The organism is Shimia sp. R9_1, from assembly GCF_017743775.1.
Taxonomy (GTDB): Bacteria; Pseudomonadota; Alphaproteobacteria; order Rhodobacterales; family Rhodobacteraceae; genus Shimia.
On the sequence record NZ_JAGHRN010000005.1, the window covers coordinates 233,206 to 256,071 of the forward strand.

The 22,866-nt window shown below is 58.5% G+C and carries 22 protein-coding genes; 5 read left to right on the forward strand and 17 right to left on the reverse strand.

The window, feature by feature from the left end; translation table 11 throughout:
* The first annotated feature begins 44 nt into the window (after window positions 1-44).
* Window positions 45-1,001, forward strand: a complete 957-nt coding sequence (hemC, locus tag J7399_RS16535; RefSeq protein ID WP_209087665.1) for a hydroxymethylbilane synthase — start codon at window positions 45-47, stop codon at window positions 999-1,001.
* A gap of 60 nt (window positions 1,002-1,061) precedes the next feature.
* Here hemC and hemF read toward each other — a convergent pair whose 3' ends face one another.
* The 4 genes from hemF to clpS all read right to left on the reverse strand — a co-directional run bounded on the left by hemF (window position 1,062) and on the right by clpS (window position 4,196).
* Complete coding sequence (gene hemF / locus J7399_RS16540) at window positions 1,062-1,958, reverse strand: oxygen-dependent coproporphyrinogen oxidase (protein ID WP_209087667.1); 897 nt, start codon at window positions 1,956-1,958, stop codon at window positions 1,062-1,064.
* A 61-nt stretch (window positions 1,959-2,019) separates the two neighbouring features.
* Window positions 2,020-2,820, reverse strand: a complete 801-nt coding sequence (locus J7399_RS16545; RefSeq protein WP_209064239.1) for an SDR family oxidoreductase — start codon at window positions 2,818-2,820, stop codon at window positions 2,020-2,022.
* A gap of 46 nt (window positions 2,821-2,866) precedes the next feature.
* A complete protein-coding gene (locus J7399_RS16550) occupies window positions 2,867-3,850 on the reverse strand; it encodes a class I SAM-dependent methyltransferase (RefSeq protein WP_209087669.1) in 984 nt (327 codons plus the stop codon).
* Between the two features lie 28 nt (window positions 3,851-3,878).
* Window positions 3,879-4,196, reverse strand: coding sequence for an ATP-dependent Clp protease adapter ClpS (clpS, locus tag J7399_RS16555; protein ID WP_247738814.1), 318 nt, complete (start codon window positions 4,194-4,196; stop codon window positions 3,879-3,881).
* Between the two features lie 108 nt (window positions 4,197-4,304).
* Between clpS and J7399_RS16560 the strand changes: the two genes are divergently transcribed.
* Entirely contained in the window at window positions 4,305-5,006 is a 702-nt protein-coding gene (locus J7399_RS16560) for an HAD family hydrolase (RefSeq protein ID WP_209087671.1), read from the forward strand.
* A 243-nt stretch (window positions 5,007-5,249) separates the two neighbouring features.
* Window positions 5,250-6,584 carry a D-alanyl-D-alanine carboxypeptidase family protein gene (locus tag J7399_RS16565; protein ID WP_209087673.1) on the forward strand — a complete coding sequence of 445 codons (1,335 nt, stop codon included), beginning with the start codon at window positions 5,250-5,252 and terminating at the stop codon, window positions 6,582-6,584.
* An 86-nt stretch (window positions 6,585-6,670) separates the two neighbouring features.
* Here the strand turns inward: J7399_RS16565 and ccoS are convergent, their stop codons facing one another.
* The 9 genes from ccoS to ccoN all read right to left on the reverse strand — a co-directional run bounded on the left by ccoS (window position 6,671) and on the right by ccoN (window position 15,762).
* Window positions 6,671-6,829, reverse strand: a complete 159-nt coding sequence (gene ccoS, locus J7399_RS16570; protein ID WP_209064227.1) for a cbb3-type cytochrome oxidase assembly protein CcoS — start codon at window positions 6,827-6,829, stop codon at window positions 6,671-6,673.
* Between the two features lie 4 nt (window positions 6,830-6,833).
* A complete protein-coding gene (locus J7399_RS16575; protein WP_209087675.1) occupies window positions 6,834-9,023 on the reverse strand; it encodes a heavy metal translocating P-type ATPase in 2,190 nt (729 codons plus the stop codon).
* Window positions 9,024-9,027: 4 nt separating this feature from the next.
* Window positions 9,028-9,489, reverse strand: a complete 462-nt coding sequence (locus tag J7399_RS16580; protein WP_209064221.1) for a FixH family protein — start codon at window positions 9,487-9,489, stop codon at window positions 9,028-9,030.
* Window positions 9,489-10,913 (reverse strand): cytochrome c oxidase accessory protein CcoG, encoded by a 1,425-nt coding sequence (gene ccoG / locus J7399_RS16585; protein ID WP_209064219.1) that lies wholly within the window; start codon window positions 10,911-10,913, stop codon window positions 9,489-9,491. The genes J7399_RS16580 and ccoG overlap by 1 nt, the downstream gene beginning before the upstream one ends.
* A gap of 109 nt (window positions 10,914-11,022) precedes the next feature.
* Window positions 11,023-12,018 (reverse strand): AraC family transcriptional regulator, encoded by a 996-nt coding sequence (locus J7399_RS16590; protein WP_209087677.1) that lies wholly within the window; start codon window positions 12,016-12,018, stop codon window positions 11,023-11,025.
* Window positions 12,019-12,351: 333 nt separating this feature from the next.
* Window positions 12,352-13,221: a cytochrome-c oxidase, cbb3-type subunit III gene (gene ccoP, locus J7399_RS16595; RefSeq protein WP_209079531.1), complete on the reverse strand. Its 870-nt coding sequence runs from the start codon at window positions 13,219-13,221 to the stop codon at window positions 12,352-12,354.
* The gene (locus J7399_RS16600) at window positions 13,218-13,403 is read right to left on the reverse strand and encodes a cbb3-type cytochrome c oxidase subunit 3 (protein WP_209064212.1); all 186 of its coding nucleotides are present in this window, start codon (window positions 13,401-13,403) and stop codon (window positions 13,218-13,220) included. The genes ccoP and J7399_RS16600 overlap by 4 nt, the downstream gene beginning before the upstream one ends.
* Before the next feature lie 10 nt (window positions 13,404-13,413).
* A complete protein-coding gene (gene ccoO, locus J7399_RS16605) occupies window positions 13,414-14,145 on the reverse strand; it encodes a cytochrome-c oxidase, cbb3-type subunit II (RefSeq protein WP_209064210.1) in 732 nt (243 codons plus the stop codon).
* A gap of 15 nt (window positions 14,146-14,160) precedes the next feature.
* A complete protein-coding gene (ccoN, locus tag J7399_RS16610; protein WP_209064208.1) occupies window positions 14,161-15,762 on the reverse strand; it encodes a cytochrome-c oxidase, cbb3-type subunit I in 1,602 nt (533 codons plus the stop codon).
* A 219-nt stretch (window positions 15,763-15,981) separates the two neighbouring features.
* On the opposite strand from ccoN, the gene J7399_RS16615 reads away from it, so the two are divergent.
* On the forward strand, window positions 15,982-16,821 hold the full coding sequence (locus J7399_RS16615) for a universal stress protein (RefSeq protein ID WP_209087679.1): 840 nt from the start codon (window positions 15,982-15,984) through the stop codon (window positions 16,819-16,821).
* 80 nt (window positions 16,822-16,901) lie between these two features.
* On the opposite strand, the gene J7399_RS16620 is transcribed toward J7399_RS16615, so the two are convergent.
* A complete protein-coding gene (locus J7399_RS16620) occupies window positions 16,902-17,642 on the reverse strand; it encodes a transcriptional regulator FnrL (RefSeq protein ID WP_209087681.1) in 741 nt (246 codons plus the stop codon).
* A gap of 71 nt (window positions 17,643-17,713) precedes the next feature.
* On the opposite strand from J7399_RS16620, the gene hemN reads away from it, so the two are divergent.
* Window positions 17,714-19,069 (forward strand): oxygen-independent coproporphyrinogen III oxidase, encoded by a 1,356-nt coding sequence (gene hemN, locus J7399_RS16625; RefSeq protein ID WP_209087683.1) that lies wholly within the window; start codon window positions 17,714-17,716, stop codon window positions 19,067-19,069.
* Between the two features lie 22 nt (window positions 19,070-19,091).
* Here hemN and J7399_RS16630 read toward each other — a convergent pair whose 3' ends face one another.
* The 3 genes from J7399_RS16630 to J7399_RS16640 are packed head-to-tail and all read right to left on the reverse strand — an operon-like array spanning window position 19,092 to window position 22,863.
* Entirely contained in the window at window positions 19,092-20,672 is a 1,581-nt protein-coding gene (locus tag J7399_RS16630) for an ABC transporter ATP-binding protein (protein ID WP_209087685.1), read from the reverse strand.
* A complete protein-coding gene (locus J7399_RS16635) occupies window positions 20,669-21,775 on the reverse strand; it encodes an ABC transporter permease (protein ID WP_209064196.1) in 1,107 nt (368 codons plus the stop codon). The genes J7399_RS16630 and J7399_RS16635 overlap by 4 nt, the downstream gene beginning before the upstream one ends.
* On the reverse strand, window positions 21,775-22,863 hold the full coding sequence (locus J7399_RS16640; protein WP_209087687.1) for a microcin C ABC transporter permease YejB: 1,089 nt from the start codon (window positions 22,861-22,863) through the stop codon (window positions 21,775-21,777). The genes J7399_RS16635 and J7399_RS16640 overlap by 1 nt, the downstream gene beginning before the upstream one ends.
* Window positions 22,864-22,866 lie beyond the last annotated feature (3 nt).

Sequence of the window (22,866 nt, forward strand, 5' to 3'; positions counted from 1 at the left end):
CCAGAGCGCTTGTCAGGACACCCTGTCGCGGCTATCCCTGCGCCATGACCGTGACATTGCCCTCCCCCGACTCGACGCTGAAAATCGGCACCCGTGGCTCTCCTCTCGCCTTGGCGCAAGCCTATGAAACTAGGCGCAGATTGATGGCTGCCTTTGATCTGCCAGAGGCCGCGTTTGAGATTGTGGTGATCACCACATCCGGTGACAACGCGCAGCTGATTGCCAAAGACAAACCGCTCAAAGAGCTGGGTGGCAAAGGGCTTTTCACCAAGGAAATCGAAGAGGCCATGCTTGCGGGCAGCATCGACATCGCGGTCCATTCGATGAAAGACATGCCTGTCCTGCAGCCAGACGGCCTGCTGCTTGACACCTACCTGCCCCGCGAAGACACCCGCGACGCGTTTGTGTCGCCCAATCACGCCTCTCTGGCGGATCTGCCAGAAGGCGCAACGGTCGGCACATCCAGCCTGCGCCGCCGCGCACAGCTCTTGAATTACCGCAATGATCTCAATGTGGTAGAGTTCCGCGGCAACGTGCAAACACGCCTAAAAAAGCTTTCCGACAACGTCGCAGATTGCACCTTCCTCGCCATGGCAGGTCTCAACCGTTTGGAGATGTCCCACGTGGCCACTAGCGCCATTGAGCCCGAAGACATGCTGCCCGCCGTCGCCCAGGGCGCCATCGGCATCGAGCGCCGCGCCCAAGATATAAACACCGCCGCAATGCTGGAAGCGATCCACGACACGCCCACCGGCCAACGTCTCGCCGCAGAGCGCTCTTTCCTTGCCGCGCTGGATGGCTCTTGTGAAACCCCGCTTGCGGCGCTTGCTGAGCTTGATGGCAACACGCTCCGCCTGCGCGGTGAAGTTCTGCGCCCTGATGGCTCTGAAAGCCTCAGCGACGACCAGACGGCCCCGATCGAAGATGGTGCAGAGCTCGGAAAAACCATGGCCGCTCAATTGCTTGAGCGCGGCGGCCCCGGTTTCTTCGACTGGCGCTGATATTCGATCTCAGCCTGAGCAAACAAAAAAGCGCCGGTTCTCACCGGCGCTTTTCTTATGTCAGACCCACTTTGCCAGCGGTGGCAGGCTCATCAAAACCGCGTTGGCATCATGGCCGGTCTCAAGCCCAAACTTGGTGCCGCGATCATAGACAAGGTTGTATTCAGCATAGAGCCCCCGGTGCACCAGCTGCGCATATTTCTCCGCATCGCCAAATGCCTGCACGCGGCGTTTTTCGATCAGCGGCAGGAAGGCTGGAAGAAACGCGCGACCGATGTCCTGGATAAACGCAAAATCCGCTTCCCAATCACCAGTGTTGTGATCATCCAGAAAAATACCGCCTACACCACGTGCTCGATTGCGGTGCGGAATGTAAAAATACTCGTCTGCCCAAGCCTTTAGCCGTGGATACTGCGCCTCACCGTGCTTGTCACAATGCGCCTTCTGAACAGCGTGGAAATGCGCCGTGTCTTCATCATATTCAAGACAGGGATTAAGGTCAGATCCCCCACCAAACCACCAGCCGTGCGGGGTCCAGAACATCCGCGTGTTCATGTGGACGGCCGGGCAATGCGGGTTCTGCATATGCGCCACAAGGCTGATGCCCGAGGCCCAAAAACGCGGATCTGTCTTCATCTCGGGAAAGCCTTTGCGCGCCGCCATCGCCGCCTGCGCGCGCTCTCCCAGCTCCCCATAAACGGTAGAGACATTGACGCCGACTTTCTCAAACACGCGCCCGCCGCGCATCACCGACATCAGGCCGCCACCCGCGTCAGAGCCATCCGCACTTGCGCGCTTCGTCTCGGTCACCTCAAAGCGCCCCGCCTTTTGATCGTCGGCAAAGGGACCTTCGGCATGAGTATCCTCAAGCCCCTCAAAGGCCGCGACAATTTCATCGCGCAACAAGCGGAACCAAGCGCTCGCGGTTTGCTTTTCAGTCTCCATCGATGCGCTCATGCTCGCCTCTTTGTCTGTTCAGATGCCGCCACGGTCCAATGCCGACAGGCGTCTATTTTGTTTAATGTGCAGGTGTGCTGACCGTATCCAGAAGCGAGCGACCACCATCAACTGTCACGATTTGGCCGGTCATGAAGCCCGATGCCTCTGAGGACAGGAACTGCACCGCATCCGCCAGCTCTCCCGGTGCCGCGATCCGGCCAAGGGGGGTGTGCTGTTCAATCTCATTGCGACAATCGCGATTGTCCTTCAGCGCGGTCTGCAGGCTTGCCGACATCACCGAGCCAATCGCAACCGCATTCACGCGAATCCGTTCCGGCGCCAGCGCCACTGCCATCGCCCGCGTCATCTGATCCAGCGCCGCTGTGGCAATGGAATAACCAAGCAGATCAGGCTGCGACCGTTGCGCCGCAATCGAGGAGAGGTTCACAATCGCCCCGGCAGAGCCTTCTTCCTTGCCTTCTGCCTGTTTGATCATGCGCTTGGCTACGATCTGGCTGAGCTTCAGCGAGGTCATCAGGTTTTGCTGAAGCATCAACTCAACAGAGGCATCATCCGGATTGAGCGGGTCACTGGTCGTCACCTGCCGGCAGCCATTGATCAAAATGTCAATCTGATCAAAGGCATCAATGGTGGCTGAGATCAGATTGTTGATTGTCAGTTTCTCGCGCAGATCGCCTGCGAAGGTGCGCACGTTGCCCTCTTCGGGGCGCGTGCCAAACTCCGTGCAGAGCCGCTCTTCGTCCATGTCGGCAAACATGACATTGGCCCCGTGCTCCACAAAATGCCGCCCTACCGCCAGCCCGATCCCGTTGGCCGAGCCGGTGATAATCGCGGTCTTACCTGCTATTGAAAATGACATCTACGATCCCCATCACGCTGCCATGTTGTCGGCTCAAAAGCCTGCCTCAGCCGCGTGTGCGGCTGGGACGCTGCGCCTTTAGTACCTTGAAACGCGTATCTCCGGCAACGTCTTCGACCTCTTTGAAGGCCTCTCGCAGCGTTGCTTCATACGGCAGATGCCGATTTGCCACCATCCAAAGCTGACCGGACGGCGCAAGCATCTTGGCAGCCGCATGTATGAAAGACTTGCCCAGATCCGGCTCCGCTTTCCGCCCGGTATGAAACGGCGGGTTCATCACCACCGTATCCACGCGATGTCCGGGTTTGAAGTTTGTGGCATCGGCCCAATGAAACTGCGCCCGCGCGTCGGCCACATTGGCTTTTGCACAGTCCAACGCCGTGTGATCCGCTTCAACAAGATGCAAGACCTCAACACCGTCACGGCGCACGATATGTGACGACAGGAAGCCCCAGCCCGCCCCAAGATCGGCGACAACACGGCCAAGTTTGGCTGGCAGCGCCTCAACCAGCATGGCCGAGGCCGGATCCACGGCATCTGCGCTGAAAACGCCCGGACGTGTGGTGAACCCACCTGCGATTTCCGTGGCCTCACCGGCCTTCCAATCCGCGAAATCTCCGCCTTCAAACCAGAACAGCCGACCATGGGCTTTGGTGAAGGCTCCCTGCACATCCGCCCGCTTGCGGCACTCTCTATATAGGCTGTCGACACCATCGGTTTTCTGCCCGTCCACAATGACAAGCGGCGCAACCGCACAGGCGCGGGCAATCAGATCGCGGGCCAGCGCTTTGGCGCGCGGCAGCACAACCAGAGCCGCGGCAAAGGAACCCTGCTCCACCACTTCGGCGCTATAGCCGACCTGTGCAAAGGCATCATGATCGGGCTTCAGCGGCTGAATGATGGTGCCGCGACCACGCGGCAACGCGCTGAGGTCGTAGCCCACGCGCGGTGCAAAAACGGCAATATGCCCTTCCGACGGAAGGGCGAGGCCGTGCTCATCAACGGCCAGGGACAATCTGCTGTGAGACATTGCTCTTTGGTGACACGGCGCGGGCCGGTCACTCCTTCTCCATGGTGCATTGCAACGGATGCTGGTGACGTTGCGCCAGATCCATCACTTGGGTGACTTTGGTCTCGGCAATTTCGTGGCTGAACACGCCAACCACCGCCACCCCCTTCTTATGCACGGTCAACATGATTTCAAACGCCTGCGCGTGGGTCATCGCAAAAAAGCGCTCCAGCACATGCACCACAAATTCCATCGGCGTATAGTCGTCATTCAGCAGCAACACTTTGTAAAGCGGCGGCTTTTTAGTGCGCACGCGCGTGTCCAGCGCAACCCCGAGGTCACCGCCGTCATCGTCGCCCATGCTCATGAGTACGTTCGGAAAGGTCATTTTCACAAGAATCCGGTCTGTGGTTAGCTGTTTATATAGCCTGTCGATGGTGTAAGAAAAGAGGTCTCACTCAATCGGACTGAATTCATGCCTCAGACGCTCACCACCATCGGCTTTGACGCTGACGACACCCTTTGGCACACAGAGCGGCTCTTTCGTTTGACACAGGAGCGGTTTGCCGAATTGCTGGCTGATTTCACCGAGCCTGCGCACCTGCATGAGCGCTTGCTTGAGGCCGAGCGGCGCAATGTGGGTCACTATGGGTTTGGGGTGAAAGGTTTTGTACTGTCGATGATAGAGACAGCCATCGAAGTCACCGATGAAAAAGTGCCCGCCTCCGTAATCGCAGAGCTGATGGCTTGCGGGCGCGACATGCTGGCCCATCCAATTGACCTTCTGCCCGATGTGGCAGACGTGGTCGGCGGCCTGTCAGACACGCATCGGCTGATCTTGATCACAAAAGGCGATCTGCTCGATCAGGAACGCAAACTGGCGCAATCCGGTCTGGGCGAGCTGTTCTCCTGGGTCGAGATCGTCAGCCACAAAACCGAGCAGGTCTATGCAGAGACTTTTGCGCGCCATGCGGACGGCCCTGCACAGGCGATGATGGTGGGCGACTCGATGAAATCCGACATCCTGCCCGCACTTGCCGCCGGAAGCTGGGCTGTGCACGTGCCAAACGGCCCCGCCTGGGCGCTGGAGCAGGCTGAAATGCCCAAAAACAACGCACGCTTTGTGGCGCTTTCACAACTCTCCGACCTTCCGGAAGTTATAAATAACATCAAATGATACCGAATCTGTGCAGGTGTTGGGGTGGATGCTGATGCGGCCACAACATCTTCGAGAGGTCATCTCTATAGCTGAAAACCTCAATAAACATTCACTTTCCTCAATCCGATGCCTGTGTTAGCCTCTTCTCAACAATAAAGGTCAGACCGGAAAACCGGCGATCAGAGGCAGTAAAGGGCAGTTCTCGTGAAGGCGCGGCGTTTTGAGTCGGCCCGTTTTGGGCTATTTTCGGCAGCACTTGTGATGTGTGTTGCTCTGACCACTTTGGCGGCCTCTGCGGCGCCATATGCAGCCATGGTGATTGATGCACGCGACGGTAAAGTCCTGCACAGCCGCAACGCAGACACCCGTCTGCACCCAGCCTCTCTGACCAAGATGATGACGCTCTACATCGCCTTTGAGGCGGTGGAGAATGGCGAAATCAGCCTCGACACAAAGGTCAAGATTTCCCGGAATGCAGCGGCAGAGCCGCCCTCCAAGCTTGGCCTGCAATCCGGCCAGAGAATCGCGCTCCGCTATCTGATCCGCGCGGCGGCTGTGAAATCCGCCAATGACGCGGCCACCGCGATTGGCGAGGCCATCGAAGGCTCAGAGGCGGCGTTTGCCCGCCGCATGAACCGGACCGCCAAGGCGCTTGGCATGTCCAACACCACATTCAAAAACGCACATGGTCTGACAGAGACCGGCCACATGTCCACTGCGCGGGACATGACCACGCTGGGCCGCCACGTGCTCTATGACTATCCGGAGTACTACAACCTCTTCTCCCGCCGCTCCACAAGCGCGGGCATCAAGACCGTGAACAACACCAATCGCCGCCTGCTGAACGCCTATCGCGGCGCGGATGGGATAAAGACCGGCTATACCCGCGCGGCGGGCTTTAACCTCGTGGCCTCCGCAGAGCGCGGCAGCAAGCGCATAATTGCCACCGTGTTTGGCGGCCGTTCCACAGCCACCCGCAACGCAAAGGTGGCTGAGCTGCTCGACCTTGGCTTCACCCGCTCCGCCAGCCGCGTTGCCCTGAGAAAGCCGGGGCGTCCGGATTACATCGGCTCTTCCAAAGGCGCAGGCAAAACCATCCGCGTGGCGACCGCTGTGAAAAAATCGCTGCGCCCCAAGCTGCGTCCGACAGCCGCGACACCGGAAGAGGCGCCAGCGGTGGTTGCAAAGGCCGCAACGCCGGATCCGACCATTGTGGCTGCGGCGAATGTGATCGAGCATGACATTCAATCCGCACTTCTGCAGGCCCAAGAAACCACCGGCGCAACCTTGGCAAGCGTTGAACCGGAGCCGACACCACCGCCTCAGCCCAAGGTCGTTACCCGCATCTCAACCGCAGGGGGCAGACATTGGGGCATCAACGTGGGCCGCTACGGCAGCCGCTATGCCGCAGAGAAAATGCTGCTCAAAACCGCGCTGGCGGAAATGGCCACACTGGATGGCAGCCTCCGCAAAGTTGTCAAAAACACCCGCGGGTTTGAGGCCAACTTTATGGGGCTGTCCAAAGAAACCGCAGACCTTGCCTGCCGCCGTCTGCAGGCCCGCCAGATCACCTGCTACACGCTTGGCCCCAGCTAACGCGCGGAACCATCCCCAAAAAGAAAACGCCTTCCATTGAGCATGATGGAAGGCTTTTTCTTTTGTGGGTAGCTTTCGCGCCGCGCTCAGCCCTTGGGCTTGTCGTCATATTGCCCGGACAGGATGCGCTGCGCATTGCCTTCCGGATCGTCATATTGATCAGAGCGCACGGTATAGAGAAAGGCGACAAGGCCAACGCCACCCAACAACAGTGAGATTGGGATCAGGTAAGACAGAACTTGCATTTTATCACCTCAGGCGCAGCGCATTGAGCGATACTGTAATGGAAGAGGAAGACATCGCCAACGCGGCAATCAAAGGGGTCGCCAGACCGGCAACCGCCAAGGGCACAGCGATGATATTGTAAACCGTCGCAATACGGAAATTCTCCCGAATGCGCCGCGTCGCGGATTGTGCCGTTTCAATGGCCATAGGGATCGGCGCCAGATCACCGCCCAGCAGCACGATGTCAGAGGCCACACGCGCCGCATCCAGCGCTGTGGCCGGAGAGATCGACACATGCGCCGCCGCCAGAGCTGCGGTATCGTTTAGCCCGTCGCCAACCATCAGGACATTCTTGCCGCCCGAGGCCAAAGACTGCACGCGCTTTGCTTTATCCTCTGGCAAGGCTTCTGCAACCCAGTCGGAAATGCCCAAACGCTGCGCAAGGCTCTCCACCGCGCCGGAGGAGTCACCCGACAGCAGAATGATCTCTTTACCAGTGTTCTTCAGCGCGGCCACGGCCTCTTCGGCCCCCTCACACAATGCGTCTGCAAAGACAAATGCACGCGCATCGCCTACGCCAAGGCTCAGGTAAGCCGCTGTTTGCGCGCCCGCTTCCGCGCCAACCCAGCTTGCACGGCCAAGGCGCACCAACTGTCCATTGTAGATCCCTTGCGTGCCATAACCGGGCACCTCTTCGATATCGCGCACGTCCGCCGGGGCAACACCAGCCGCCTGCGCCGCTTTGGTCAGCGCGACGCTCAGCGGATGGGCGGACCCGCGCGCCAGTGCCAAAGCGACCGACAGCTCATCCGCATTAAATGCGTCAAGATTTGTCAGCTCAGGCGTCCCGGCCGTCAGCGTGCCGGTCTTGTCAAAAACCACCGTATCCACCTGCGCCAGACGTTCCAAGGCGGTGCTGTGTTTGATCAGCATACCTTTGCGGAACAAGCGCCCGGAGGCGGCGGTTGTCACGGCAGGCACCGCGAGGCCCAAGGCACAGGGACAGGTGATGATCAGCACCGCCGCTGCGATATTGAGCGCTGTGCGCATATCAAAGGTGTAAAGATACCATCCCAGAAAGCTCAGAGCCGAAAGGATATGAACACCGGGCGCATACAGCTTCGCCGCTTTATCCGCCAGTGAGGTGTAGTTGGAGCGACCCGCCTCCGCGACAGCCACCAGATCCGCCATGCGATGCAGGCTGGTCTGATCCCCCACCGCGCTGGCGCGGATCATCAGCGGCCCTGTCAGGTTCACTTCACCAGCGCTGACGCCCAGACCAGGCTCGGCAAAGACCGGCACGGTTTCACCCGTCAGCAAAGAGCGGTCCAACTCTGAACGCCCTTCGACAATCTCGCCGTCCACAGGCATGCGCCCGCCGGGCCGCACCAATATCAGATCGCCAACGCGCAACTCCTGCACGGCGACGGTCTCTTCCTGCCCATCCTGCACACGAATGGCCCGCGGCACTTCAAGCGCCGCCAGTTCCTCAGCGGCCGAGCGCGCCACGGCCCGTGTGCGGTGATCCAGATAGCGCCCCGCCAGCAGAAAAAACACCAGCGTCAGCGCCGCATCAAAATAGGCGTGCTCGCCGGACAAAGACGTTTCCCAAAGCGAGGTCACAACCGCCAGAAGGATCGCCAGAACAATCGGCACATCCATATTGAGGCGGCGGTGCTTCAATGCGCTCCATGCATGGACAAAAAACGGCTTGCCGGAAAACACGATGGTCGGCAGCGCAATGGCTGCTGAGATCCAGTGGAACAGATCACGCGTTGCTGCCTCGGCCCCTGACCATACGGACACAGACAACAGCATCACATTCATGGAGGCAAAGCCCGCCACAGCCAGCCGCATCAGCAGGTCACGCCCCGCCTTGTCGGTCTGGGTCGCACTCAAGGTGCCTGCATCCAGCTCATGCGCTTCATAGCCCACGCGTTCCAAAACGTCTGTCAGCATTTCCGGCGTGACGTCAGCCTCAGCCTCGATAGAGGCGCGCTTGAGCGTGAGGTTCACTCGCGCTGAAGTGACACCGGCCACTTTGGAAAGCGCTCCTTCAACTGTTGCGATGCAGGCTGCGCAGTGCACCCCGGGAACAGACAAGGCAATGCGCGCGCCTTCCTCTGCCATGGCCCCTTCGGCCAAGGCTTCCGCCGCCGGGGCTGCATCGCAGGCTGGACAGGCAGAGAGATGGGGGCGCGCAACTGCGGTCATCAGATCAGCTCTTCTCGACGATCAGCACCACACGTTGCTCAAACGCTGTGCCATCAAGGGCATTGGCTTTCATACGGATGTTCCAGTTGCCGGGAGCCAGCTCCTCGCGCGCCACATAAGCGGTGCCATCAAACTGAAACTCCGGCTCGCGGTCATCCTTCACATGGGTCGCCCGTCCAAGCACCGCCTGCAGGTTGCTGACCTGCACAGGGCGCCCGCTTTCGTCGGTGACGGTCAGGATCAACAGACCACCTGTCGCCCGCGCGGTAACGTCCCAGCCAAGCGCTTCCTGCGCTGTGCGGCGTTCGTCAAACTCCTGACTGGCCACATAGGAGTTCTTCACCTCCAGCCCGGGAAAGGTCTTCACCGCGCTGAAAGCCAGCACAAGATTGACCGCAATGATCACACCGAATGCGCCGACAAAAACCAATGCCGCATGGCGCCCGGTGAATTTCTTCTCAGCCATCACTGGCCCTTTCCATTAAAGATCGTGTCTTTGTAAACCCGATCGCCGTTGCCCGTGTCCTCAAACCAGAAGCGGAATGGTGTGCTTTCGCCATCCGCTGGCACGGACCCTTTTGGAGCCACAACATACACACGTTGGATGCGCATTTCATCCGCTTCGACCTGAACCGCCTCATAAGGCGTGCCTTCGAGCTGTACCCGCAGCGCCGGATCGCCCTTCAGAGAAATACGGAACATGCGCGGCTCATGGTGTTTGTTGCGCAGGCGCACCTCATAGGTGTTGCGGATCGACCCGTCAGAAAGGGTCACATAGGTCGGATTGCGCACTGGCGCCACCGTGGCTTCAATATCGGAGCGCAGGAACAGCGCCACAATCAGGGCAATGCCAACCGCCGCCCACATGGTGGTGTACATAATGGTTCGCGGACGCAGCGCATGCTGCCACACGGGCTTTGGTGCCTCGCCTGCGCGTTCACGGCCTTCATCTGACAGCGCCAGATAATCGATCAGCCCGCGAGGCTTGCCAATCTTGTCCATGATGTCATCACAAGCATCGATGCACAGCGCGCAGGTGATGCACTCCATCTGCTGGCCATCACGAATGTCGATCCCCACAGGGCACACGTTCACGCAAGCCATACAATCGATGCAGTCCCCCTGCTCGCTTGCCGCATCCCGCTTGCCTTTGCCGCGCGGCTCGCCACGCCATTCACGATAACCGACAGTGAGGGTATCCTCATCCATCATCGCCGCCTGAATACGCGGCCACGGGCAGGCATAGATACAGATCTGCTCACGTGCAAACCCGCCAAAGGCAAAGGTTGTCGCCGTCAGGATCGCCACCGTTGTGTAGGCCACCGGGTGTGCAGCGCCGGTCACCAGATCCACTGCCAGCGTGGGGGCATCTGCGAAGTAGAAAACCCAGGCCCCGCCTGTTGCCAACGCGATCAACAGCCACGCCAGCCATTTGGTCAATCGCAAACGGATCTTGCGCGCATCCAGTTTCTCTTGCCGATGCAGACGCAGACGGGCGTTGCGATCCCCTTCGATCCAGCGTTCCACAAGAATGAACAGATCGGTCCAAACGGTCTGCGGACAAGCATAGCCACACCACACACGTCCAAGCGCGGAGGTGAACAGAAACAGGCCAAGCCCGGCCATAATCAACAGCCCCGCCACAAAGTAGAACTCATGTGGCCAGATCTCGATCATGAAGAAGAAGAAGCGGCGGTTCGCGATATCCACCAGCACCGCCTGATCCGGCAGGCTCGGTCCACGGTCCCAACGCAGGAACGGCGTGAGGTAGTAGATGCCAAGCGTCACCGCCATGATCCACCACTTAAGATTACGGAACATACCATGGACGCGCTTGGGGAAAATCGGTTCGCGTTTGGCGTAAAGTGACGGTGCAGGACTGTTGCTCACGGAATCACTCTCTGGCTATTGGAGGCAAAATCAGTCTTCACCTATCATAGCACTTCAAGACATTGACCTGTGTCAAATGGCGCATCTGATAGACATATTTTTCAGGGACTTAAGCCATTTCATGCCGCATCTGCGCAGGTGTCGCACCGGTCCAGGTGTGAAAGGCACGATAGAAGGAATTGGGGTCCTGATAGGCCAGCAAATAAGAGATTTCTTCAACGCTCATGGCCTGATCGCGCAGATAGTGCAGCGACAAATCAGAGCGTGTTTTGTCCAGAACCTGCTGGAACGTCATGCCTTCTGCCTTCAGGTGCCGCTGCAGGCTGCGACGGCTTGTCACAAGCTTCTCGCTCACCGCATCCACAGAGGCCCGACCGGCTGGCAACAGCTCCAAAAGCGCGCTTCGCACCCGCGCAGACATCGCCGTATTGCGGCGCTGCTCGGCAAGCTGGCGCGTCAGTTCACGCTCAAATCCGGCCCAGAGCTGCGGGCTTTCCGAAATCAAAGGGCGGTAGGCATCCGTCTTTGTCATCACCAAACGCGGACGGCGGCTCAGCACAGCCTTGCGCCCGAAAAAGCGGTCAAACTCCTCCTGATCGCTCACAAACGCGGGCATGCCAACTTCGACCGGCAGGAAGTCCACACCCGTAAAGGTCCGCCCCAGCTCCAGAAAATAGACCATCTCAAAGGCGGCCATCCCATCCGGCATGCGCAATTTGGGATCAGCCACTTCGATCTCCAGCGTCACCGTGCGCTCGGTCTCGCTGGTGATCAGTCGCACAGGCGCAACAAGAGGCTTGAAGACCGCAAGCCGCTCAAGCCCCGTGGCGATGTTGGGGCTGCAGGAAAACGCAAAAACGGCCGGCACAATGGGCCCCTGCGCCATGGCGCATGCCATCTCAAGGATCATACGCGGCTCCGTGGCCTGCGCCAGCATGGCCTCCCACAGATCAAACACCTGCTTGGCCGACAGCGCACGCCCATCAAGGGCGAACAGATCCTCGGGCAGCCCGCAAGCGTGAAGCATCTCAGAGGTCGAAATGCCAGCCGCCTCTAAAAAGGCAGGTACAGATTTCTGGACGGGATAGCGGGTGTGCTTGTTCATCGTGACCTCCTGCAGTCTCTCCAAATTTAGGAGACGCCATCGCTTGAACCAAGCATGTGGCGCGATTTGCAAGAATTTTCTTGGAAGATTTGGGGCGCCAGTCTCTTCAGGAAACGCGCGAACAGGACGAAAAGACTGGCACCCGATGCCCGGACCTCAGCCGTACCGGGCGAATGAGGCGGCGCTGGATGCAGCGCGCTGCCTACAACCCTAAGGTAGCACCGCTTTGCCCGGTAAAATTTGATCTTAGTCAAATAGCGAAAAAATTCGTCAAAAAATAAGCCGCCCCGATTGCTCGGGGCGGCTCACTAAAGTTCTGTCGGAAGCGGGTGATTACTCACCACCACCCAGCTGGTGCACGTAAGCAGACACCGCGCGGATCTCCGCTTCGCTCAGGCGGTCCCGGAAAGACCAGGATGGCATGACACCATAGCGGCTGTAAGTGACCGTCTCCTTGATGGAGGCATAATCCCCACCATAGAGCCAGATCGCATCCGCAAGGTTAGGAGCACCCTGATCGCGGTCACCGGTGCCGTCTTCCATGTGACAGGCAGAGCAGTTGTCTTCAAAGACCACCGCACCCGCATCCACCATGGAGGCATCAACCGGATCACCGGACAGCGACATCACGTAGTTCACAACCTGTTCGACTTCTTCTTTTTCAAGAATTTCGCCGAAGGCAGGCATTTCGGAATAGCGCGCATCGTCGTCATCTTCGTTGCGAATGCCGTGTTTGATGGTGAGATAGATGTTCTCGATGTCACCACCCCACAGCCAATCGTTGTCCAGCAGGTTCGGGTAGCCAACGCCGCCCGCCGCGCCAGAGCCGTGGCACTGGGCACAGAAGGTTTTGAACACGGCAGAACCTGCGGAAGTCGCATAGCTGTTAAGCTCGTCATCCGCCGCAATCTGGGTCAGCTCAGCGGCCTCCAGCTTTGCGTTGATCGGAGCCAGCTTGTCCTGAGCCACCTGGATCTCTTCAACCACGTCACCACGGGAGGACCAGCCCATCACACCTGCGGTCGCGCCGCTGATGCCCGGCCAGGCCGGATAAGCGATGGTGTAACCCACACCCCAGATAATGGTGGCGTAGAAAACCCACAGCCACCAGCGCGGCATCGGATTGTCGAATTCTTCGATCCCATCCCAGGAGTGGCCTGTGGTGTTCGGATCGCCCTCAAACTTTTTGGATTGCTTGGTCATGGCCGCGCCTCCTTGTGCGTGGCGGGTTTATCTGCGTGGCGAAATGGGATGTTGGCGTTGTCGCGATACTCTTTGCTTGCGCCGGGACGGAACACCCAAAAGATGATCCCGACGAAGAAGAGGAACAGGCCCAGCAACATCCAGCTGTCAGCGAACTCGCGAAGGAATGAATATGTTTCCATGTTTTCCTCCTTAGCGGGACGCGTCAGGCGTGAAGGCTGAGAAATCAACCAACGTGCCCAGCATTTGCAGATAAGCGATCAGCGCATCAGCCTCAGACACACCCGGCTGCCCGTCAAAGTTGCGCACATTCACGCTGTCTTCGCCGTAGCGTTCGAGAAGACCGTCATAGTCGCTGTCCGGATCCGCTTGCGCGAGGAAGTCGGATTGCGCGTTTTCGATCATCTCTTCGGTGTAAGGCACGCCCACCACAGCATTGGCTGCCATGATATCGCCCATGTATTCGCCTTCGATCATACGGTTCTCAAGGAAGCCGTATTTCGGCATCACCGACTCTGGCACCACGGCCTGCGGGTCACGCAGGTGATCCACGTGCCAATCGTCGGAGTAACGGCCGCCCACACGTGCCAGATCAGGACCGGTACGCTTGGAGCCCCACTGGAACGGGTGGTCGTATTTGGACTCCGCCGCCAGTGAGTAGTGACCATAACGCTCAACCTCGTCGCGCATCGGGCGGATCATCTGGCTGTGGCAGACGTAGCACCCTTCGCGGATGTAGATTTCACGTCCAGCCATTTCCAGCGGGGTGTAGGGGCGTACGCCCTCTACATCCTCAATGGTGTTTTCCAGCCAGAACAGCGGTGCGATCTGCACGATGCCGCCAATGGTTACGACCAGGAAGCTGCAAATAAGCAGGAGGGTCGCGTTGGTCTCGAGGATCTTATGTTTGTCGAGAATAGCCATAGCTGCCGGCCCTCCTTATTCAGCCGGGACTGCGACGGACAGGCTGGCCTCTTTGGCCGGTGCCTTACGCACAGTCATCCACAGGTTGTAGCACATGATGAGGGCACCAGCGAGGAACATGACCCCACCCAGACCGCGCACCACATACATCGGGAACTTCGCAGCCACAGTGTCGGCAAAGGAGTTCACGAGGAAGCCGTTTGCGTCCACTTCACGCCACATCAGACCTTCCATGATACCGGTCACCCACATGGACGCCGCATAGAGCACGATGCCGATGGTGGCGAGCCAGAAGTGCCAGCTCACGAGGCTGAGGGAGTACAGGCGATCCCGTTTCCACAGCGCAGGCACCAGATAGTAGAGCGCGCCAAAGGTGATCATGCCGTTCCAGCCCAGAGCACCGGAGTGCACGTGACCAATGGTCCAGTCAGTGTAGTGGCTCAGTGAGTTCACCGCACGGATCGACATCATCGGGCCTTCAAAGGTGGACATGCCGTAAAAACCAACCGAGATCACCATCATGCGGATCACGGGGTCTGTGCGCAGCTTGTCCCAGGCACCGGACAGGGTCATCAGACCGTTGATCATGCCACCCCAGCTCGGCATCCACAGGATGACGGAGAACACCATGCCAAGGGTCGACGCCCAGTCAGGCAGCGCGGTGTAATGCAGGTGGTGTGGACCTGCCCAGATATACAGGAAGATCAGAGCCCAGAAGTGAATGATCGACAGTTTATAGGAGAACACCGGACGCTCGGCCTGCTTCGGAATGAAGTAGTACATCATGCCCAGGAAGCCCGCAGTCAGGAAGAAGCCCACAGCGTTGTGGCCATACCACCACTGCACCATCGCGTCTTGAACACCGGCCCAGACGATCACGGATTTGGAGCCAAAGATCGACACAGGGATGGTCAGGTTGTTGATCACGTGCAGCATCGCGATGGTCACGATAAACGCGAGATAGAACCAGTTCGCCACATAGATGTGGGGTTCTTTGCGCTTGATGATCGTGCCCAGATAGATCGCCAGATAGCAAACCCAGACAATGGTCAGCCACAGGTCAACATACCATTCCGGCTCGGCATATTCCTTGGACTGTGTGCCGCCCAGAACATAGCCGGTGGCCGCCAGTACGATGAACAGCTGATAGCCCCAGAACACAAACCACGCCAGATTGCCGCCCCAGAGGCGCGCGGCGCTGGTGCGCTGCACAACATAGAAGGAGGTCGCCAGCAAGGCGTTGCCGCCAAATGCGAAGATCACAGCAGATGTGTGCAGCGGACGCAGGCGGCCAAAGTTGGCATAGCCCTGTGCCCAATCAAAGTTCAGGACCGGGAAGGCCAGCTGAAAGGCGATAAATACGCCTGCCAGGAAACCAACAACGCCCCAGAATGCGGTTGCAATGACCCCGTAACGGATCACGTCGTCCATATATTCGTCCTGCGCGATCACCGTTTTTGTACCGGTACCGCGCAAAACCCAAATAAACAGCCCAAAGGACACGCCCGCGATAATGAGGGCGTGTACCATATAAGCCAGATCACGCGCATAGTTGGCCGCAATCATCGCAAAAAATGTGATGAGGCCAAGCGCGATCAGCTTGAAGTAATTTACCATTTCGCGTCCCTTCGTCTTGCTTGGCCCGAGTCTCCAGAGCCTTAGCGGATTTAGACAGTCCATGTTTTGCGGGTGCAGCGTTAATGCCGCCTTGATCTGCATCAAGGAAAGTCGCGCGGCGTGTAGGACTTAATCATATCCAAGGCCAGCATCTTTCTCGCCGACACATTGGAAAGCCATCACGGTCCAGACTTCATTTTCAAACAACGGTAGGTTCGAATGGACTACAAAACACTTCTCTGCGTCATGACCGACGCTGACATTGCCCGCGCGGCGCTTGAGCAATCCATCGCCCTGACCGAGGCGCAAGACGCCCATCTGGACGTGCTTGCCCTTGGTGTAGACCGCTCTCAGACCGGTTATTTTTATGCCGGAGCAGACGCGATCCTGATGCAGGAAATGCTCGCCCGCGCCCACGGCGAAGCCAAGGAAATTCAGGACAAAGCAGAGGCGAAACTCAACAACAGCACCGTGCGTTGGGCCAGCGATATGGGCGTTGCTCAGATCGCGGACCTGGGACGCCATGTCGCATCACGCGCGCGCTTTGCAGATCTTGTTGTGCTCCCGAAACCTTACGGCAAAAACCACGGCAACGAGCTGGAACCCACGCTGGAGGCGGCGCTCTTTGAGGGGCAGGCTCCGGTTTTGATGGTGCCAGAATCAGCGACCCCCATCAAAACACCCAAAACCGTCTGCATCGGCTGGAACGAAAGCGCCGAAGCACTGGTGGCCACACGCGCAGCGCTGCCGTTTCTCAAATCCGCAGATGTGGTGCATGTGGTGGTGATCGATCCGCCCACCCATGGTCCAAACCGCTCTGATCCGGGCGGCCTGCTGTCACAATTTCTGGCCCGTCACGGCGTGAATGCACAGGTAGATGTGCTCTCCAAAACGCAGCCACGCGTCTCCGATGTGTTGCTGCGCCACGCCACGGACAACAACGCCGATCTGATGGTCATGGGCGCCTATGGGCACTCCCGCTTCCGCGAAGCCATCTTGGGCGGCGCAACACGCAACATGCTGGAACACGCGCACCTGCCTGTCTTCCTTGCCCACTAACCTGCGCAGGTTGATGCCCAAAAACACAAAAGGCGCCCAAACCGGCGCCTTTTTCTTTGCTGATAGAATTGGCTCTTATCTTAGGCCATCATCCCGCCGTCGCTGTCATCTCCGGCCTCATCCAGAAGCCGCTGAAAGTCCGGCACAGTGACATGGCGTTTGCCTTCCAGCACAATTACCCCGTCCTTTTTGAGCGCGGAAATCTGTCGGCTCACCGTTTCAAGTGTCAGGCCCAGATAATCCGCCATCGCCTCGCGGGTCAGCGGCAAGTCAAACACCATTTCTTCATGGCCGTTCACCAGCTTAAGTGCCGCATCGCGACGCCCAATGATCGACAGAAGGCTGGCGATTTTTTCACGTGCGGTCTTGCGGCCCAGCACAAGCATCCATTCGCGCGCGGCATCCAGCTCGTCGAGCGTCATCTCCAGCAAGCGCTGCGCAACATGCGGGGTTTCCACCATCATGGTCTCAAACGGCTTGCGGCGGAAACAGCACATGACAACATCCGTGGTTGCCACAACATCATAGGTCGCAGCTTCGCGACCCGGGCGCCCCACAAAATCGCTGGGCAGCAAAAGTCCGACCATCTGCGTGCGGCCGTCTTCCATGGTCTGCGTGAGGGACGCAATCCCGGACACTACAGATCCCACAAACTCCATCCGGTCCCCGGACCAGATGATGGTCTGCCCCGCTTCAAAACTCCGGTAGTATTTCATCTCCTCGAGCCGATCGAGCTCGTCTGCGTCACAGCGCGCGCAAACAGCGCGGTGCTGGATCGGGCAGTTCTCGCAACCGCCAACAAACTTCGTAAGATCAGTCATTTTATAAGCCATACCTGGAATTGATCTGGGTCAAGGATAGTGAGTCGTGTTTTGAGGTACCCCCTACGCCCATGGAAACGGGAAAACAATTGGCGAAACTGGGGCTGTTTGACGCAAAAGTACCGCGTTATACCAGCTACCCCACCGCCCCGCATTTTGAAAATAACGTAAACCCAGACACTTACAAGGAGTGGATTCAGTCTATTCCGTCAGGTTCTGAGGTCTCTCTATACGTGCATGTGCCTTTTTGCCGCCGCCTCTGCTGGTTTTGCGCCTGTCGGACACAGGGCACCTCCACGCTTTCGCCGGTGGCGTCTTACGTCGAGACCCTAAAGCAAGAATTGTTGATTCTCAAATCTATCTTACCGGAGGGCGTGCGCCTGTCGCGCCTGCACTGGGGTGGCGGTACGCCAACCCTGCTTGACCCCGGCATGATGGAAGATCTCGCGGGTGCCATTTTCGACGTGGCCCCGATGGCACAGGGCGGCGAGTTCTCTGTCGAGATTGATCCCAATGAGATTGATGAAGCCCGTCTGGCTGTTCTGGCAAAAGCCGGAATGAACCGCGCTTCCATCGGCGTGCAGGACTTTGACGACGATATCCAGAAAACCATCGGCCGCATTCAAGGCTATGACATCACCCGCGAAGCGGTCGACATGATCCGCGCGCATGGCGTCAAAAGCGTGAATGCCGACATTCTGTTTGGCCTACCCCATCAGACACAAGCGCGCATCACCGAAAGCGTGCAGAAGCTGCTGTCGCTGTCTCCTGACCGCGTCGCGCTTTATGGCTATGCCCATGTGCCGTGGATGGCCAAACGCCAGCAGATGATCCCATCTGACGCGCTGCCCACGCCACAGGAACGTCTTGCGCTGTTTGAAACCGCGCGCCAGCTCTTCCTCTGGGACAACTACGACGAAATTGGCATCGACCACTTCGCGACGAAGACCGACGGTCTTTCCGTGGCGCAGCGCAACGGCACCCTGCGCCGCAACTTCCAAGGTTACACCGACGACATGGCCGATGTCCTGCTGGCGGTCGGCGCCTCTTCGATCGCGCGCTTCCCACAAGGCTACGCGCAGAACGCCCCGGCCACCTCGGCTTACACCGCAGGCATCCGCGAAGGCCGTTTCACCACCTCGCGTGGCCATAAGTTCACCGGGGATGACCTCCTGCGCGGCCGGATGATCGAAGCGCTGATGTGCGATTTCCGCATTGAGTCAGATGAAATCGTCGAGCGGTTTGACATCTCCCGCGCCGCGCTGAACGAGATGTTCTCCAAGGTGATGGCGCAATTCCCGAACATGCTTGCCTTGGAAAGCAACGCCTTGGTGATCCCGCCTCAGGCACGGCCGCTCACGCGGATGATTGCCCGCGCCTTTGACGCTTATGATATGAGCAAAGCACAACACAGCGCCGCGATCTGATCGCGGCGTTGCCGTTTTCGGCCTACCCGTGCGCTGCGGCCAGCAGCTCGCGGGTATAGTCGGTCTGCGGGTTTTCAAACAGGGTCTCGGCAGTGCCCTGCTCCACCACATCACCCGCGCGCATCACCATGATCTTGTGACTCATGGCGCGCACCACATGCAGGTCGTGGCTGATAAACAGATAGGCCAGCCCGTATTTTTCCTGAAGGTTGCGCAGCAGCTCCACGATCTGAACCTGCACCGTCATATCCAGCGCTGATGTCGGCTCGTCCAACACCACCAGCTTGGGGCGCAGGATCATTGCGCGGGCGATGGCGATCCGCTGGCGCTGTCCACCGGAGAATTCATGCGGATAGCGATCCATGGTTGCGGGGTTCAAGCCCACCTCTTCCATGACTTCGGCAACAAGCGTGCGCGTGTCCCGTCCATCCGGATTGCCATGCACGCCAAGCCCTTCTGAAATGATCTGCTCACAGGTCATCCGCGGGCTCAGGCTGCCAAACGGGTCCTGGAACACAATCTGCATGTCTTTGCGCAGCGCGCGCAGCTGCCGCGTGTTCCACTTGCGCACATCATTGCCGACAAAGCCGATTTTGCCATCGCTGGAAATCAACCGCATCATCGCCAGAGCCAGCGTCGTTTTTCCCGATCCACTTTCGCCCACGATGCCAAGCGTCTCTCCGGCACGCACCGTCAGGCTCGCGTCATTCACCGCCTTCACATGGCCCACCGTGCGCTTCAGCAATCCCCTTTGGATGGGGAACCAAACCCGCAGGTTTTGCGCTTCGCTCACCACATCCGCCCCCTCCGGAACCGGCGCAGGATGGCCGCTAGCTTGCGCACTCAGCAAAAGCTGCGTGTAAGGATGCTGCGGATTTTCAAAGATTTCCGCGACCGGGCCAGCCTCGACAATCTCCCCGTCCTTCATCACACAGACCTTATCCGCGATGCGCCGCACCACGCCCAGATCATGGGTGATGAACAACAGCCCCATACCTTCGGATTTCTTCAACTCGGCAAGCAGCTCCAGAATCTGCGCCTGAATGGTCACGTCGAGCGCGGTTGTCGGCTCATCAGCAATCAGAATGTCAGGCTTGTTGGCCAGCGCCATGGCGATCATCACACGTTGCCGCTGTCCGCCGGACAGCTCGTGCGGATAGGCCGTCAGTCGCTGTTCTGCATCGCGCAATCCCACTTTGTTGAGCAGATCCAAAATCCGGCCACGCGCCGCATCCCCCGTCACGCCCTGGTGCAGGGCAAGGCTCTCGCCAAGCTGCTTCTCAAGCGTATGCAAGGGATTGAGGCTGGTCATCGGCTCCTGAAAGATGAAGCTGATGTCATTGCCGCGCACCTGCCGCAGCAGGTTTTCAGGCGCGCCAACCATCTCCTGACCGTCATAGTGCACAGAGCCCTGCACCTCGGCACTGCCCGGCAGCAGCGACACCGTCGACAAAGCCGTCACGGACTTGCCCGACCCGGATTCCCCGACCAGCGCCACAGTTTCCCCGCGATCCACGCTGAACGACACACCTTTCACGGCCTCATGAAGCTGCCCGTCTTGGCGAAACCCCACCCGCAGGTCTTTGACATCCAGAATGCTCATGAAAAGGTCTTTCTCGGATCAAACGCATCGCGCACGCCTTCAAAGATGAAGACCAAGAGCGAGAGCATGATGGCAAATGTGAAGAAGGCGGTGAAGCCAAGCCACGGCGCTTGCAGGTTCTGCTTGGCCTGAAGCGTCAGCTCGCCAAGGCTCGGCGCTGAGGATGGCAGACCAAAGCCGAGGAAGTCCAACCCTGCCAGCGTGCTGATCGTGCCGGTCACAATGAAGGGCAGCATGGTCACGGTCGCAACCATCGCATTGGGCAGCATATGGCGGAACATGATCACACGGTTGCTCACGCCCAGCGCCTTGGCCGCGCGCACATACTCAAGGTTCCGCGCCCGCAGGAATTCTGCGCGCACCACGCCCACCAGCGCAGTCCAACTGAACAACACCGTCAAGAGCACAAGCAGCCAGAAACTGCGCCCCACAATCGCAAACATGATGATGATGATATAAAGGCTTGGCGTGGCGCCCCAGATCTCGATCACCCGTTGGAAGATCAGATCCAACCAGCCACCAAAATAGCCCTGCACGGCCCCGGCCACGATGCCAATCAGGCTTGCCGCCGCTGTCACGAGAAGGGTGAAGAATATCGACAAGCGGAAGCCGTAGAGCACACGCGCAACCACATCCCGTTTGCGGTCATCCGTGCCCAGCCAGTTCTGCCCATCCGGTGGCAATGGTGCGGCACCGGAACGATCCACCGGCGTGTCATAGCTGTATGGAATGAGCGGCCAGAGCGCCCAGCCTTTGTCAAACCCATCCGCGCTGTAGGTGCCCGCATCCAGCTCTTCGAGAATATCTTCCGGCACATCAAAACAATCCTCAACACCCCCGGTGGAAATGAGGCATTGCACGACCGGGTCCTTGTAGTCGGCTTCGGTTTTGAAATCCCCGCCAAAGGTCGTTTCAGGGTAGAAACTAAAAACAGGCGTAAAGAACTCACCGCGATAGTTCACAAGGATCGGCTTGTCGTTGGCAATCAGCTCCGCAAACAGGGAAATGCCAAAGGCCACGCAAAAGATAATCAGCGACCAGAAGGCGCGGCGATTGCGTTTGAAGTTGCTCCAGCGGCGCTGGTTCAGTGGAGACAGCGCCATCAGCCTTCCCTCTTCTCAAAGTCGATGCGCGGATCAACCAACACATACATCAGGTCCGACAGGATACCGACCACAAGGCCGATCAGGCCAAACACAAAGAGCGTGCCAAAGATCACGGGGTAATCTCGCGCCACCGCGGCCTCAAAGCCAAGCCGCCCGAGCCCATCAAGCGAGAAGATTGTCTCGATCAGAACAGAGCCGCCAAAGAACACACCGATAAACACCGCCGGGAAACCCGCGATCACGATCAGCATCGCATTGCGGAACACATGCCCATAAAGCACACGCCGCTCTGTCAGCCCCTTGGCCCGCGCTGTCATCACATAGTGTTTTTTGATTTCATCCAGAAAGCTGTTCTTGGTCAAAAGCGTCAGTGTCGCAAAGGCGGAGATAGTGGAGGCGATCACCGGCAACGTGATGTGCCAGACATAATCCAGGATCTTGCCCATGGTTGTCAGGTCTTGGAAGTTGTCAGAGGTCAGCCCCCTCAGCGGGAATATCTTGAAATAAGACCCACCGGCAAACAGCACCAGCAACATGATCGCAAACAGAAAGCCCGGAATGGCATAGGCAATAATGATCGCCCCTGATGTCCAGGTATCAAAGGCCGTGCCGTCCTTCACCGCTTTCCGGATGCCTAACGGAATGGACACCAGATAGGCAATCAGCGTTGACCAAAGCCCAAGCGTGATCGAGACCGGCATCTTCTCCAGCACCAGATCAATCACCGTGATCTTGCGGAAATAACTCTCCCCGAAATCCAGCGTCAGATAGTTCCCCATCATATTGAGAAACCGCTCCAGCGGCGGCTTGTCAAAGCCGAACTCCCGCTCAAGCTCCTCAATGAATTCCTTGGGGAGCCCGCGTGCCCCAAGATACTCACTGTCAGAGCCAAAGGTTTCTTCCCCGCCGACATCTTCATTGCCGCCAGCAAAGCCTGAGAACACATCGCCCTCGCCCTGCATCCGGGCAATAACTTGCTCCACTGGGCCACCGGGGACAAATTGAACCAGAGAGAAATTGATAATCATAATCCCAAGCAACGTCGGGATAATGAGCAACAGTCTGCGGAGAATATAGGCGCCCAAAGC